Origin of the sequence: Micromonospora sp. NPDC023633 (assembly GCF_040640035.1) — a bacterium.
Classification (GTDB): Bacteria; Actinomycetota; Actinomycetes; order Mycobacteriales; family Micromonosporaceae; genus Micromonospora.
The window spans coordinates 1-13,366 of sequence record NZ_JBFABB010000155.1 but is presented as its reverse complement, the minus strand read 5'-3'; the positions used below and the strand labels follow the sequence as shown (position 1 = coordinate 13,366).

Genomic DNA, 13,366 nt, shown 5'->3' with positions numbered 1-13,366 from the left:
GCCGAAGGTCAGCCACCTGGCGGCGGTGCCGGGCAGCTCCAGGTCGAACAGCGCGACCGAGACGGCGAGACGGGAGCGGCGGGGCCGGTCGGGCTGGCCGCCGCGGGGACGGGAGCGCCGGCACCGAGGAGGGCGGCGGTCGCCGTGGCCGCCAGCAGCCGAACCTTCATGCCCCGCACCCTAGTCGGCGGAGTTCGGGGCGCGGGCCGGGTTCCCCAGGCCCAGCGGCCACGGCGTCCCGGGGACGGGACCGCGCGGTCCCGCCGGAGGTGCGCGGCGGCGCGGCGCGCGGAGCCGGCCGCCCCGATTCCGGGACCATCGGCCCTGCCGCCGGGCCGCGCCGGGACGGATGCTGGGAACTGAAAGCGATAGACGATCTTCCGGTTTGCTGCCGGGCGCCGCCGCACCGGCGACCCCGCCTCGCGGGCCGCACCACACCGACGAAGGGACGACCATGGAAGCCCTCTCGCTGACCCGCCTCGCCGACGAGCGGCTCGCCGCCGCGCGGGAGGCCGACAGCGGACGCAGCGCCCGTTCCCTGCACCCGGGCCGGGATCGTCGGCTGCGGCAGACCCTGCTCGCCCTGCGCGGCGGTCGGTCCCTCGACGAGCACGACAGCCCGGGCGAGGCGACGCTGCAGGTGCTCGTGGGGCAGGTGCGCCTGGTGGCCGGGGACGAGTCCTGGGAGGGCGACGCCGGCGACCTCGTGGTCATTCCGCCGGTGCGGCACGCGCTGCACGCCGTCACGGACGCCGCCGTCCTGCTCACCGTGACGCCGCGCCCGTGACCACCGTCCCGGCCCACCGTCGCCGCCCGGTCGTCGGCCCGGCCAGGCGGCCCGCCTCGGGCGCTCCCGGTCCCGCGTCGGCCCGGGGCCGGTCGCCGGGCTGGGTGCCGCCGCAGCACGGCGCGTGGGCGATGCTGCTGCTGCCCGTCCTGGCGGCGCTGACCGTCACCGGCCCGCACCCGCTGCACCTGCCCCTGCTGGGGGCCGCGCTCGCCGGGTACCCGCTGTCGTACTTCGGGTTGCAGGCGGTCAAGACCGGCCGGTTCCGCCGGGTACGGCCGCAGCTCGTCGGGTACGGCCTCGCCACGGTCGCGCTGGCCGCGCCGGTGCTGGTGGCCCGGCCCGCGACGCTCGCCTACGCCCCGCTCTACGCGGTCCTCGCCGCCGTGAACGCCGGCTACGCGCGCTGGCGACGGGACCGGGCGTTCGTCAACGACCTCGCCTTCGTGACGCAGTGCGGGCTGCTCGGCCTCGTCGTCGCCACGGTCGCCGGGGTGCCGTGGACCAGGGTGGCCGGGGTGACGGTCGTGGCGCTGGGCTACCTGGTCGGCACGGTCCTGCACGTCAAGACGATGATCCGGGAGCGGGACAGCGTCCGGTACCGGTGGGCGTCGTGGACGTTCCACGCCGTCGCCGCCGTCGCCGCCGTGCTCTGGGCGTCGGTGCCCGTCGCCGTGGTCTTCGCCGTGCTGCTCGCCCGGGCGGTCATGCTCGCCGGGCGCCGGGTCACGCCGAAGCGGGTGGGGCTGGTCGAGACGGCGTGCGCCCTGCTGGTGCTGGCAGCCGTGACGCTCTGACCGGTCGGCGCGAAATCGGCAGCGGCCGGCACGCCGCCGCCGGCGATCGGCACGCCGCCGGCAGGGGCGTCCACTCGGATACCGTCATGGACGCCTCGATCAGTCGGACATGGACGGTGCCGTCATGCGTTTCCTCTTCCTCCTCGGCAGCTCACGCTCCGGCGGCAACACCGAACTCCTGGCCCGGCGCGCCGCGGCCGCGCTGCCGGCCGGCGTCGAGCAGCGCTGGCTCCACCTGGCCGACCACCCCCTGGCGCCCTTCCGGGACATCCGGCACGACGAGCAGCGCTACGTGCAGCCGACCGGCAACGAGGCGCTGCTGCTGACCGAGACGCTCGCCGCGACCGACCTGGTGATCGCCTCGCCGCTCTACTGGTACAGCGTCAGCGCCGCCACCAAGCTCTACCTCGACCACTGGTCGGGCTGGCTGCGGGTGCCCGGCGTCGACTTCCGGCAGCGCATGCGCGGGCGCCGGATGTGGGCGGTCAGCGCCCTCAACGACGAGGACCCGGCCACGGCGGACCCGCTGGTGACGACCCTGCGGCGCAGCGCCGACTACCTCGGCATGCGATGGGGCGGCGCGCTGCTCGGTCAGGGCAACCGGCCCGGCGACGTGCTCCGCGACGCCGCCGCGCTCCGTGGCGCCGACGCCTTCTTCGTCCCGGCGCCGCCCGAGGCCGGCGCGCAGGACGGGTGGGTCGCGCAACCCGCGTCCCGCTGACCCGGATCGCGGCGCGAGCCCTGCGCGGCCCGCGTCGGCGGGTGGGCTCCCACGGGGCGGGACGCAGCGCGTCGGTTGGCTCACAAGCCGTTGCCTCCGGCGTCGCCCACCGACTAGAACCGGGGAACGATCGCCCGGACCGCCCGGCGACGGTGGCGAGGTGATGGCCGTGGCTCTGATCCCCTACGACGACACCGACTCGGCGGCCTTCGCCGCGACCCGGGAGCTGCCGCGCAGCGGCCTGGACCGGTGGCGGCACGCGGTGCAGCAACACCTGCGGCCGCGTACCGGCACCACCGTGCTCGACCTCGGCGCCGGCACCGGCGCCTGGGCCGCCGCCTTCACCGAGTGGTTCGGCGCCCGGGTGCTGGGGGTGGAGCCCGCCGAGGCGATGCGCTCCCGCGCCACCCACCGGCCGCTGCTCGCCGGCGACGCCGTCGCGCTGCCGCTGCGCGACTCCGTGGCCGACGCCGCGTGGCTGTCCACGATGGTCCACCACATCCCCGACCTCGACGCGGCGGCGCGCGAGCTGCGTCGGGTGCTCCGGCCGGGCGCCCCCGTGCTGATCCGCTCGCCGTTTCCCGGCCGGCACCAGCGGATCACGCTGTTCCGCTGGTTCCCGGAGGCCGTACGGGTCCTGGAGACCTATCCGGACCTGGCCCGGGTGCGGGCGGCGTTCGCCACGGCTGGGTTCACCGTCAGCACCGTCGAGCCCGTCGCGCAGACCACGGCGGCGTCGCTGGCCGAGTTCGCCGAGCGCCTCGACCGCCGGGCCCACACCCCGCTCCAGCTGATCAGCGACGAGGAGTACGCCGACGGCCTGGCCCGGCTCCGGGCCGCAGCCGCCGGGGCGAGCGGCCCGGTCGTCGACCACCTCGACCTGCTGGTGCTGCGCTGAGTCACCCGGGCAGGGCCGCGTCGCGGTCCCGCAGGTAGTCGTGGAGCGCCGCCGAGGCGCGCAGCCGTCGCAGGCTGCGCCGGTGCAGCTCCTGCTCCCGCTTGGCCAGCTCCGCGTGGACGCGCTGGGCGCTGCCCGTGGTGCGCATCTCGTCGAGCACGGCCGCGACGATGTCGAACGGGTACGCCCCCCGGCGCAGCAGCGCGACGACCTGCGCGGCGCGCACCTCGGCCGCGTCGTACACCCGGTAGCCGGTGCCGCGCTCCCGGACCGGCCGGAGCAGGCCGCGCTGCTCCCACAGCCGTAGCTGCGAGGTGCGGACGCCGACCAGGTCGGCGACCTCGCCGATGCGAGCCCCGCGCCGGGGCGCCGGCAGGACGGCCGCCGGGCTGGTCACCACGGTCTCGAACGCGCCCAGCACCCGCCGGATGTCGGCCCGCTCGCGGTCCAGCTCGGCGTGGCCGGCGTCGAGCGCCGCCAGCGCCGCCGCCAGGTCGCCCCGGTGCACCGCGACCATGACCTCGCGGGTACGCGCCCAGCCGTGCCCCTCGGCCATCCGCCGGACCACCGCCAGCGCCCGCACGTGGTCGGCGGTGAAGACGCGGTAACCGGCGGGGGTGCGCTCGACCGGCGGCAGCACGCCGAGGTCGACGTAGTTGCGGACCTGCTGGACGGAGATGCCGGCGGTCGCCGCGACCTGAGCCCCCCGCCACCGCCCGGCCGGTCGTCGCGAATCCACCACCGGGCCACCCTACCCGTCTCCACCCTGTTTGAGACTTCCCGCACCTTCCCGGGCCTGGGTAGCAACCCGACGCGGTGAAACCCTCCACGGGCGGTTCAATGAGACGATTGAAGGCGGCCTGGCCTCGGTAGATGTAGCTCGGGCGGAACTCCGCCCACGATCTCGCGAAGGGTTCGCATGCAGCAGCCAGCACGGTCCGCCGCCGACAGCCACGACATGATCGAGGTACGCGGCGCCCGGGAGAACAACCTCGCCTCCGTCTCGGTCGACATCCCCAAGCGCCGGCTGACCGTCTTCACCGGGGTCTCCGGCTCCGGCAAGTCCTCCCTGGTCTTCGGAACCATCGCCGCCGAGTCGCAGCGTCTGATCAACGAGACCTACAGCGCCTTCCTCCAGTCGTTCATGCCGAACCTGAGCCGCCCCGACGTCGACTCGCTGCGCAACCTCAGCGCGGCCATCGTCGTCGACCAGGAGCGGATGGGCGCGAACTCGCGCTCCACCGTCGGCACCGCCACCGACGCGTACGCGATGCTGCGGATCGTCTTCAGCCGGCTCGGCACCCCGCACGTGGGTGCGGCCGGCGCGTTCAGCTTCAACCTGGCCGAGGGCATGTGCCTGACCTGCGAGGGCCTCGGGCGGGTCTCCGACCTCGACGTCGACGAACTGGTCGACGTGGAGCGCTCGCTCAACGACGGCGCGATCAAGGTGCCCAACTTCGCCGTCGACTCGTGGTACTGGCAGACCATCGTCAACTCCGGGTTGTTCGACCCGGACACCAAGCTCCAGGACTACACGCCGCAACAGTGGGAGGACTTCCTCCACAAGCCGCCCACAAAGATCAAGGTGGGCAGCAACAACTGGACGTACGAGGGCCTGGTGGTCAAGGTACGCCGGCTCTACCTGGCCAAGGACCGCGAGTCGATGCAGGCGCACATCCGCGCGTTCGTCGACCGGGCGGTCACCTTCACCACCTGCGCCGCCTGCCAGGGCACCCGGCTCAACGCGGCGGCGCTGTCCTCCCGCATCGACGGGCGCAACATCGCGCAGTGCTCGGCGATGCAGATCAGCGACCTGGCCGAGTTCGTCCGCGCGATCGACGATCCCTCGGTCGCCCCGCTGGTCGGCAACCTGCGTGACCTGCTCGACTCGCTGGTCGAGATCGGCCTGGGCTACCTCAGCCTGGACCGCGAGTCCGCGACCCTCTCCGGCGGCGAGGCGCAGCGGGTGAAGATGGTCCGGCACCTCGGCTCCAGCCTCTCCGACGTCACGTACGTCTTCGACGAACCGACCGTGGGCCTGCACCCGCACGACATCGCCCGGATGAACGACCTGCTGCTGCGCCTGCGCGACAAGGGCAACACGGTGCTCGTCGTCGAGCACAAGCCCGAGACGATCGCCATCGCCGACCACGTGGTCGACCTCGGGCCCGGGGCCGGCACGGCCGGCGGCCGGATCTGCTTCACCGGCGACGTCGCCGGCCTGCGCCGCTCCGACACGCTGACCGGCCGGCACCTCGACCACCGGGTACGCCTGCGCGAGCACGTACGCCGGCCGTCGGGCCAGCTGTCGATCCGCGACGCCGACCTGCACAACCTGCGGGACGTCAGCGTCGACATCCCGCTCGGCGTGCTGACCGTGGTGACCGGGGTGGCCGGTTCCGGCAAGAGCTCGCTGATCCACGGCTCGCTGCACCGCCGCGACGGCGTGGTGGTCGTCGACCAGTCGCCGATCCGCGGTTCCCGGCGCAGCAACCCGGCCACCTACACCGGCCTGCTGGACCCGATCCGCACCGCCTTCGCCAAGGCCAACGGGGTCAAGGCCGCGCTGTTCAGCGCCAACTCCGAGGGCGCCTGCCCGACCTGCAAGGGCATCGGCCTGGTCTACACCGACCTGGCGATGATGGCCGGTGTCGCCTCGGTCTGCGAGCGGTGCGAGGGGCGGCGCTTCACCGACGAGGTGCTCACCTACCGGCTGCGGGGCAGGAACATCAGCGAGGTGCTCGCGATGCCCGCCACGGAGGCCCGGGACTTCTTCCCCGGCGGCGCCGCCCGGGCGATCCTCGACCGGCTGGTCGACGTCGGGCTCGGCTACCTCACCCTGGGCCAGCCGCTCAACACGCTCTCCGGCGGCGAGCGGCAACGACTCAAGCTGGCCATCCGCATGGCCGACAGCGGAAGCACCTACGTGCTGGACGAGCCGACCACCGGCCTGCACCTGGCCGACGTGGACCAGTTGCTCGCCCTGCTGGACCGGCTGGTCGACGCCGGCAACACCGTCGTCGTGATCGAGCACCATCAGGCGGTCATGGCGCACGCCGACTGGCTGATCGACCTCGGGCCGGGGGCGGGGCACGACGGCGGCCGGATCGTCTTCACCGGCACACCGGCCGACCTGGTCGCCCACGGCGACACGCTGACCGCCCGTCACCTGCGCGAGTACGTGGACCGCTGACCGACCGGGCGATGCCCGGGTCTCCCCCGCCGGACGTCAGCGTCCCGACGCGGGGAGCGCCCGGGCGGACGGCGCCGCCAGCCGGCGCAGCCATCGCCGCAACGGCGACACCGCCGCCGCGACCGGGGTGAGCAGCCCGACGATGATCAGCAGGGCGTCGAGGAAGAGCGTCGCGAGCACGACGAGGACGGCCAGGGACGCCACCGTGCGGGCGATCACCGCCGCCGGGCGGGCGGGCGCCCGGTGGGCGCCGTGGCGACGGACGGGGGTACGGGGTGGAGCCATGGCGCCTGGTACCTACCTCAGAGATCGGGTGCGCGCCTCTCCTACCCCCCCCGTGAGCTGCCCGAACACGGCCGATGACAAGTCCCACACCGCGCGACGCCCCGACCCCGGGGAGCCCGGGGTCAGGTGAGGCGGCGCAGCCAGCGACGCTGCCAGGGCGTCTCCACGGCGCGCGGGCGGTAGGTGGCGCGCACCCAGTCCACCGCCCGCTCGGGCGGCAGCCCGTCGAGGATCGCCAGCGCCGCCAGCGCCGTGCCCGTACGCCCGGTGCCGCCCCGGCAGGCCACCTCCACCCGCTCGCCGCCGTGGGCACGGCGCAGCGCCTCGGTCAACGCGTCGACCGCGTCCGCCCGGTCGACCGGGACCCAGAAGTCGGGCCACCGGATCCGCCGGTGCGGCCAGGCGGGCACCGGCCCGGGCGCCAGCAGCAGGGCGAAGTCGGCGGGCGACGCCACGTCCGCGATCCGCCGTCCCCGCACGGCCGCCCCGCTCGGCAGTACGACGACACCCGGCTGCCCGCCCCACACCCTCTCGTCACCCACCCACCCATCCTCCCGCCCCACCCCACGCCCCGCTGCCCTGCCCCGCCTAACTCCCCCGCCCCGCTCCCCCGCGCCCTGCCCCCAGCCCTCGCCCCGCCCGCCGCCCCGCGTCGATCATGAGGTTGGCGGCGATGTCGATCTCCGCTGGTGCCGCCAACCCCATGATCACCGGGATGAGCGGACGGCGGCCGGCGGGCGGGGAGAACGGGCAGCGGGCAGAGGCGGGCGGGGAGAGCCGGCAGCGGGGGTTGGCGGGGCGGGTCATCCGTGGTCGGCGGGTGGGGGTTGGGTCCTGGGGCGGGCGCGCAGGTGGGCGCGTTCGCCCTGCCTGCCGAAGAGGCTCAGGAACTCGACCGGCTCGGCGTCGGCCGACCCGAACCAGTGCGGTACGCGGGTGTCGAACTCCGCCGCCTCCCCCGGCGTGAGCACGAGGTCCTGGTCGCCGAGGACGACCCGCAGCCGCCCGTTGAGGACGTAGAGCCACTCGTAGCCCTCGTGGGTCTGCGGATCGGGTTCCGCCCTGCGACCGCCGCCCGGGATCACGAGCTTGTAGGCCTGGATGCCGCCGGGCCGGCGGGTCAGGGGCAGCATGGTCATCCCGTGGCGGGTGACCGGCCGCAGATGGATGCGCGGGTCGCCGGTGGTGGGGGCGTCGACGAGTTCGTCGAGCGTGACGCCGTGCGCCCTGGCCAGCGGGAGGAGCAACTCGAGGGTCGGCCGGCGGGCACCGGACTCCAGCCGGGACAGCGTGCTCACCGAGATGCCGGTCGCCGCCGACAGGTCGGCCAGGGTGGTTTCCCGCTGCCGGCGCAGCGCGCGCAGCCGGGGTCCGACCGCGCCGAGCGCCTGGTCGAGGTCGTCGTCCATGCCGTCATCTTGCCACTTCGGCAACAATGTTTGCCACCATGGCCGCCACGGTCGCATCTTGGTCGCGGGAGGTGGTCACGGTGACCGATCGGCTGGATGGCAGCTACGACGTGGTGGTGATCGGAGGTGGCGCGGCGGGGTTGAGCGGGGCGTTGACGCTGGCCCGGGCGCGGCGGTCGGTGGTGGTGATCGACGCGGGCGCCCCGCGCAACGCCCCGGCCGAGGGCGTGCACGGGCTGCTGGCCCGGGAGGGGATCCGGCCGGCCGAGTTGCTGGACCGCGGTCGGGCGGAGGTCCGCGGCTACGGCGGCCGGGTGGTGACCGGCGAGGTCGGTGCCGTGGACCGCGACGGCGGCGGGTTCGCGGTGACGCTGGGCGACGGCCGGACGGTACGGGCGCGCCGCCTGCTGGTGGCCGCCGGGCTGGTGGACGAGCTGCCGGCGGTCCCGGGGCTACGGGAGCGGTGGGGCAGGGACGTCCTGCACTGCCCGTACTGCCACGGCTGGGAGGTCCGCGACCGGGCCATCGGCGTGCTGGCCAGCGGGCCGATGTCGGTGCACCAGGCGTTGCTGTTCCGGCAGCTGAGCGCCGACGTCACGTACTTCTGCCACACCATGCCGCCCCTCACCGACGAGCAGGCCGAGCAGCTGGCCGCCCGCGGCATCCGCGTGGTGCACGGCGAGGTGGCGTCCCTGGAGGTCGTCGAGGACCGCCTGGTGGGCGTACGGCTGGGCGACGGCACGGTCGTCGGCCGCGAGGCGCTGGCCGTCTCGTCGCGGATGGTGGCGCGCGCCGGTTTCCTCGCGGCGCTCGGGCTGCGACCGGTCGAGCACCCGGCGGGGATCGGCGAGCACGTCCCCGCCGACGCGACGGGCCGCACCGACGTGCCCGGCGTGTGGGTCGCCGGCAACGTCACCGATCCGGCGGCCCAGGTCGGCGCCGCCGCAGCGGCCGGCGTGGTCGTGGCGGCCCAGATCAACGCCGATCTGGTCGCCGAGGAGACCCGGCTGGCGGTCGCCGCCTACCGCGGCCCGTTCTCCGCGCGGTCGGAGGCGGCGCTCTGCGAACAGGTGGTGGGCGACCGTCGCCACGGTCTGTGACGTCACCGCAGCCACCGGCTGAGCCGGCGCGCGCGGCGGCTCAGCCGGGAGGCGGTCCGACGCGGGAGCGGGCCTTCCTGGCGCACGCGTCGAGCACGGAACGGGCGTCCAACCCGAGGCTCTCGATGGCGACCAGCGCGGTGAACGCCGCGTCCGCCAGTTCGGCCGCCACGTCCTCGCGGCTGTGCGTGACCCCCTTGCGCGGGTTCTGGCCGAGCAGACCGATCCAGGCGCTCGCCGCCTCCCCCGCCTCCTCGGTCAGCTTGAGGATCCGGCAGGTCATTTCGGTCTGCCCGGTGCCGTTGGCGGCGTCCAGCCAGCCGCGCGAGGCCCGGACCACGTCCCAGATCGACTCGTCCACGCGACCAGTGAACCGGACGAAGGTCACGGTCCGTATCCCGGGACGGCTGGCGGGTGACCCGACGCGGGTGGTAGCAACAGGGTCTACCCAAGCGAAGGGACGTGTCGGTATGCCGGAGACCGTCGAGACGGTGTTCACCAGCGTGGTCGCCCGCAATCCGGGTGAGCCGGAATTCCACCAGGCGGTACGCGAGGTGCTGGAGAGCATCGGCCCGGCGCTGGCCAGACACCCCGAGTACGCCGAGGCGCGCATCATCGAGCGGATCTGCGAGCCGGAGCGGCAGGTCATCTTCCGGGTGCCATGGGAGGACGACCGCGGTCGGATCCAGGTCAACCGGGGCTTCCGGGTGGAGTTCAACAGCGCGCTCGGCCCGTTCAAGGGCGGGCTGCGCTTCCACCCGTCGGTCTACCTCGGGATCGTGAAGTTCCTCGGCTTCGAGCAGATCTTCAAGAACGCGTTGACCGGGCTGTCGATCGGTGGCGGCAAGGGCGGCGCGGACTTCGACCCGAAGGGGCGCTCGGACCGGGAGGTGATGCGGTTCTGCCAGAGCTTCATGACCGAGCTGTACCGGCACATCGGCGCGGAGACCGACGTGCCGGCCGGGGACATCGGCGTGGGTGGCCGGGAGATCGGCTACCTGTTCGGCCAGTACAAGCGGATCACCAACCGGTACGAGTCCGGGGTGCTCACCGGCAAGGGCCTGGCGTACGGGGGCGCGCAGGTGCGCCGGGAGGCGACCGGCTACGGGGCGGTCTTCTTCGCCGACGAGATGCTCAGGCGGGCCGGGGACAGCCTGGACGGCAAGCGGGTCGTGGTCTCCGGCTCCGGCAACGTGGCGATCTACGCGATCGAGAAGGTGCACCAGCTCGGCGGCAGGGTGGTCGCCTGCTCCGACTCGTCCGGCTACGTGGTGGACGACAAGGGCATCGACCTGGAGCTGCTGCGGGAGCTGAAGGAGCAGCGCCGGGCCCGGCTCGACGACTACGCCCGGCACGTGCCGCACGCGGTGGCGGTCTCCGGTCGTACCGTCTGGGAGGTGCCCTGCGAGCTGGCGCTGCCGTGCGCGACGCAGAACGAGATCGGCGGCGCGGAGGCCGCCGCGCTCGTGGCCGGCGGCTGCGTCGCGGTGGTGGAGGGCGCGAACATGCCCACCACGCCGGAGGCGGTACGCATCCTCGGCCGGGCCGGGGTGCGGTTCGCGCCGGGCAAGGCGGCCAACGCCGGCGGGGTGGCGGTGAGCGCGCTGGAGATGCAGCAGAACGCCAGCCGGGACTCGTGGACGTTCGCCGAGTCGGAGCAGCGGCTGCGCGACATCATGCGGGACATCCACGACCGCTGCTGGAGCACCGCCGAGGAGTACGGGCTGCCCGGCGACTACGTGGCCGGGGCCAACATCGACGGGTTCCGCCGGGTGGCGGAGGCGATGCTGGCCCACGGGCTGATCTGACCGGGCGGCCCCTCCGGGCGGGACGCTCAGAAGCTGCTGACCAGCTTCACGAACGCCTCGTCGATCTTGGCGGGGTCGGTGGCGTCGAACGCCTTGCCCGACGACGCCTTGGCGATCCGGTCCAGCGTGGCGAAGTCCGACTCCCCGTCAAAGGCGATGCAGAAGACCTTCACCGGGCGCTGCGGGTCCAGGGTGACGTCGGCGAGCAGCCGGGCCAGGTCGTTGTCCCGGGGGTACTCGTTCTTGCCGTCGGTCAGCACGACGACCGCGTTGATCCGGTCCGGGTCGTACCGCTCGAGCACCTGCTTGTGGGCGGCCCGGACCGTCGCGTAGAGCGCGGTTTCGCCCGCGACGTGCAGGCCGGCGATGCGGCTGTTGATCCGCTTCTGGTCGAAGTCGCCGAGGCGGACCTCCTCCCGGTACGGGCTGTCGGGCCGCTTCGTCGTCTCTGAGGAGAACGACCAGAGCCCGACCCGGTCCTCGGAGTTGAGCAGCGCGAGCCCCTTGGCCGCCGCCGCCGAGGCGACCTGGAAGCGGGTGCGGTCGCCGATCGGGGCCAACATCGATCCGGAGGTGTCCAGCGCGATCAGGATGTTGGCCTTCTTGCGCAGCGTGCTCCAGCCGTCCAGCATCGCCTCGACCACCGCCGGGTTCGGCGGCGCGAAGTAGGTCAGCCCGCCGGTGGGCTCGGCGCCGACGCTGGCGAGCAGCTCCGCCGAGGCCCGCCGCTCGTGGTCGCGGAAGCCGAGGCGGGCGAAGCTCCTCTGCTGGTCGTCCTCGGTCAGGAAGGCCAGGAAGTCCTTGGCCGCCGCGCGCTGCCGTTCGTCGGCCGAGGGGAGCACCACGAACGGGTGGTCCAGGTTGAAGGTGCCCTCCTTCGGGTGGACGGCGACCAGCGGCACCTTCGGCCGGGGGCCCCGCTCCTGGCCCTCCTGCCGCGGGCTCAGCCCGCCCTCGTTGTAGAGGTGGACCAGTTCCTCCTGCATCACGATGGCGCTCATGTCGCCGGCGCCGGCGCCCCCGCCCGCCAGGTCGGCCTCGGCGAGGTCGCGCAGCAGCTCCACCGAGTCGTCGCTGTAGTGCGACACGTTGGCCTCGATCTGCCGGATGAACCGGGTCACCTTCGGGTCCGACAGGTCCGACCTGGTCAGGTCGCTGGAGCGCTTCGCGGCGGCGTAGTAGGTGGCGATGGTCGCCGCCAGCCCCGAGGTGGAAAGGTTCGGGTTGTCCTTGCCGAAGGTGAAGCGGCCCCACTCCGGCCGGCCGAAGCCCGCCCACCCCTGCCGTCCGGAGAGGCCGAGGATCTCCCCCCAGCCCAGCGGCCCGCGCTGGCGTACCAGCTCGCCCTTGGGCTGCGGCATCGCGATCACCAGCGGGCTGTTGGCGATCGACGGGTAGCGGTCCGGGGTCTGCGGCGGCCGCCCGGCGGCCCGGTCGAGCAACTGGAGCTGACCGGTCCACAGGCTCGACGTCGGCAACCAGACCTGCGGCTCCGGCAGGTTGGTGCCGCTCCAGCCGGCGGCCAGCGCCTCGGTGGCCTTGCCCGAGTTCAGGGCGCTGACGTGCACCTCGGCGCAGCCGCCGCCGTCGAGCGACCGACCGCTGTCGTTGTACCGCTTGGCCAGCTCGACCAGCAGCGCCGCCTTCTCGGTGGAGGAGTTGACGTCCAGGTCGGTGGCGCAGTCGGCCCGGGGCCGGTCGGTGCCCGCGTCCCGCTGCCGTACGAGCACGAACGTCCCGGCGATGACCAGCAGCCCGGCGGTGACGGCCGCGGTGTACGGCAACCACTTTCGGGTGCGCGACGGGGCTGGGGCCATGGGGACGTCCTCCTCGGCGATCGACTGGTGGCAGTCAACCTATCGGTGCCGCGCCAACGGCGGTGCCGGACCCGCCGCCCCTCGGTCAGGAGCGTTCGGACCGGCCGCCGAGCGCCGTCGCGACCAGCAGTCGAACCACGTAGACCACGACGAAGGTGCTCGCCCCGGTCACCGCGGCCGAGCCCACCGCGGTCGAGGCGACGTAGCCGGCGGCGGCGCCGACCGAGCCGAGGAAGATCGCGGTCGAGATGCCCCCGGCGTCGACCGACTCACGGCGCAGCCGCCGCCCCCAGCCGCCATCCTCCGTTTCGGACGGCGTCGCGGGGCCGCCGGTGGCGGGCAACACGGACGGACTCCGCGGCGTCTCCCGGTCCTCCGGCGACACCCTCCATTCCGGCCGTGCCGTCGGCACCGGTGCCGTACCGACCCGGGTCGGTGGCGTCGGTGCCGGTGCCACGGCGGACCGACGGGCCGTTGGCCGACGAGGAGCGCCCGCGCGGCTGACCACAGCGGTGCGGCCGGCGTCGGCGGCGGCCTATGCTGGCCGTGGA

General features: G+C 74.2%; 14 protein-coding genes. 7 read left to right on the top strand and 7 right to left on the bottom strand.

Going from position 1 to position 13,366, the window contains the following annotated elements; genetic code table 11:
- The first annotated feature begins 454 nt into the window (after window positions 1–454).
- The 4 genes from AB0G13_RS30690 to AB0G13_RS30675 all read left to right on the top strand — a co-directional run bounded on the left by AB0G13_RS30690 (window position 455) and on the right by AB0G13_RS30675 (window position 3,203).
- Entirely contained in the window at window positions 455–787 is a 333-nt protein-coding gene (locus tag AB0G13_RS30690; RefSeq protein ID WP_357881881.1) for a cupin domain-containing protein, read from the top strand.
- Complete coding sequence (locus tag AB0G13_RS30685; protein ID WP_357881878.1) at window positions 784–1,584, top strand: YwiC-like family protein; 801 nt, start codon at window positions 784–786, stop codon at window positions 1,582–1,584. Before AB0G13_RS30690 ends, AB0G13_RS30685 begins: the two co-directional genes overlap by 4 nt.
- Window positions 1,585–1,708: 124 nt before the next feature.
- Entirely contained in the window at window positions 1,709–2,305 is a 597-nt protein-coding gene (locus AB0G13_RS30680; protein WP_357881875.1) for an NAD(P)H-dependent oxidoreductase, read from the top strand.
- 169 nt (window positions 2,306–2,474) lie between these two features.
- On the top strand, window positions 2,475–3,203 hold the full coding sequence (locus AB0G13_RS30675) for a methyltransferase domain-containing protein (RefSeq protein ID WP_357881872.1): 729 nt from the start codon (window positions 2,475–2,477) through the stop codon (window positions 3,201–3,203).
- A 1-nt stretch (window position 3,204) separates the two neighbouring features.
- On the opposite strand, the gene AB0G13_RS30670 is transcribed toward AB0G13_RS30675, so the two are convergent.
- Window positions 3,205–3,945, bottom strand: coding sequence for a MerR family transcriptional regulator (locus tag AB0G13_RS30670; RefSeq protein ID WP_357881869.1), 741 nt, complete (start codon window positions 3,943–3,945; stop codon window positions 3,205–3,207).
- 177 nt (window positions 3,946–4,122) lie between these two features.
- On the opposite strand from AB0G13_RS30670, the gene AB0G13_RS30665 reads away from it, so the two are divergent.
- Complete coding sequence (locus AB0G13_RS30665; RefSeq protein WP_357881866.1) at window positions 4,123–6,396, top strand: excinuclease ABC subunit UvrA; 2,274 nt, start codon at window positions 4,123–4,125, stop codon at window positions 6,394–6,396.
- Window positions 6,397–6,432: 36 nt separating this feature from the next.
- Here the strand turns inward: AB0G13_RS30665 and AB0G13_RS30660 are convergent, their stop codons facing one another.
- From AB0G13_RS30660 to AB0G13_RS30650, 3 genes are all read right to left on the bottom strand, one after another.
- Complete coding sequence (locus AB0G13_RS30660) at window positions 6,433–6,681, bottom strand: hypothetical protein (protein WP_357881863.1); 249 nt, start codon at window positions 6,679–6,681, stop codon at window positions 6,433–6,435.
- Window positions 6,682–6,803: 122 nt separating this feature from the next.
- Entirely contained in the window at window positions 6,804–7,223 is a 420-nt protein-coding gene (locus tag AB0G13_RS30655) for a protein-tyrosine phosphatase family protein (protein ID WP_357881861.1), read from the bottom strand.
- A gap of 261 nt (window positions 7,224–7,484) precedes the next feature.
- A complete protein-coding gene (locus AB0G13_RS30650) occupies window positions 7,485–8,090 on the bottom strand; it encodes an XRE family transcriptional regulator (RefSeq protein WP_357881858.1) in 606 nt (201 codons plus the stop codon).
- Between the two features lie 80 nt (window positions 8,091–8,170).
- On the opposite strand from AB0G13_RS30650, the gene AB0G13_RS30645 reads away from it, so the two are divergent.
- Complete coding sequence (locus AB0G13_RS30645) at window positions 8,171–9,190, top strand: NAD(P)/FAD-dependent oxidoreductase (RefSeq protein WP_357881855.1); 1,020 nt, start codon at window positions 8,171–8,173, stop codon at window positions 9,188–9,190.
- Between the two features lie 40 nt (window positions 9,191–9,230).
- On the opposite strand, the gene AB0G13_RS30640 is transcribed toward AB0G13_RS30645, so the two are convergent.
- Window positions 9,231–9,551 (bottom strand): MazG-like family protein, encoded by a 321-nt coding sequence (locus AB0G13_RS30640; protein ID WP_357881853.1) that lies wholly within the window; start codon window positions 9,549–9,551, stop codon window positions 9,231–9,233.
- A 109-nt stretch (window positions 9,552–9,660) separates the two neighbouring features.
- Here AB0G13_RS30640 and gdhA point away from each other — a divergent pair, with 109 nt between their 5' ends.
- Complete coding sequence (gdhA, locus tag AB0G13_RS30635; protein ID WP_357881850.1) at window positions 9,661–10,998, top strand: NADP-specific glutamate dehydrogenase; 1,338 nt, start codon at window positions 9,661–9,663, stop codon at window positions 10,996–10,998.
- A gap of 26 nt (window positions 10,999–11,024) precedes the next feature.
- On the opposite strand, the gene AB0G13_RS30630 is transcribed toward gdhA, so the two are convergent.
- On the bottom strand, window positions 11,025–12,782 hold the full coding sequence (locus AB0G13_RS30630; RefSeq protein ID WP_357881847.1) for an extracellular solute-binding protein: 1,758 nt from the start codon (window positions 12,780–12,782) through the stop codon (window positions 11,025–11,027).
- A gap of 118 nt (window positions 12,783–12,900) precedes the next feature.
- Window positions 12,901–13,161, bottom strand: a complete 261-nt coding sequence (locus AB0G13_RS30625) for a hypothetical protein (RefSeq protein WP_357881844.1) — start codon at window positions 13,159–13,161, stop codon at window positions 12,901–12,903.
- Between the last annotated feature and the right edge of the window lie 205 nt (window positions 13,162–13,366).

What these genes read in the sequence shown, in the direction of transcription:
- AB0G13_RS30690 (WP_357881881.1), top strand. Translation starts at nt 455, where the DNA reads ATGGAAGCCCTCTCGCTGACCCGCCTCGCCGACGAGCGGCTCGCCGCC.
- AB0G13_RS30680 (WP_357881875.1), top strand. Translation starts at nt 1,709, where the DNA reads ATGCGTTTCCTCTTCCTCCTCGGCAGCTCACGCTCCGGCGGCAACACC.
- AB0G13_RS30665 (WP_357881866.1), top strand. Translation starts at nt 4,123, where the DNA reads ATGCAGCAGCCAGCACGGTCCGCCGCCGACAGCCACGACATGATCGAG.
- AB0G13_RS30660 (WP_357881863.1), bottom strand. Translation starts at nt 6,681, where the DNA reads ATGGCTCCACCCCGTACCCCCGTCCGTCGCCACGGCGCCCACCGGGCG.
- AB0G13_RS30650 (WP_357881858.1), bottom strand. Translation starts at nt 8,090, where the DNA reads ATGGACGACGACCTCGACCAGGCGCTCGGCGCGGTCGGACCCCGGCTG.
- gdhA (WP_357881850.1), top strand. Translation starts at nt 9,661, where the DNA reads ATGCCGGAGACCGTCGAGACGGTGTTCACCAGCGTGGTCGCCCGCAAT.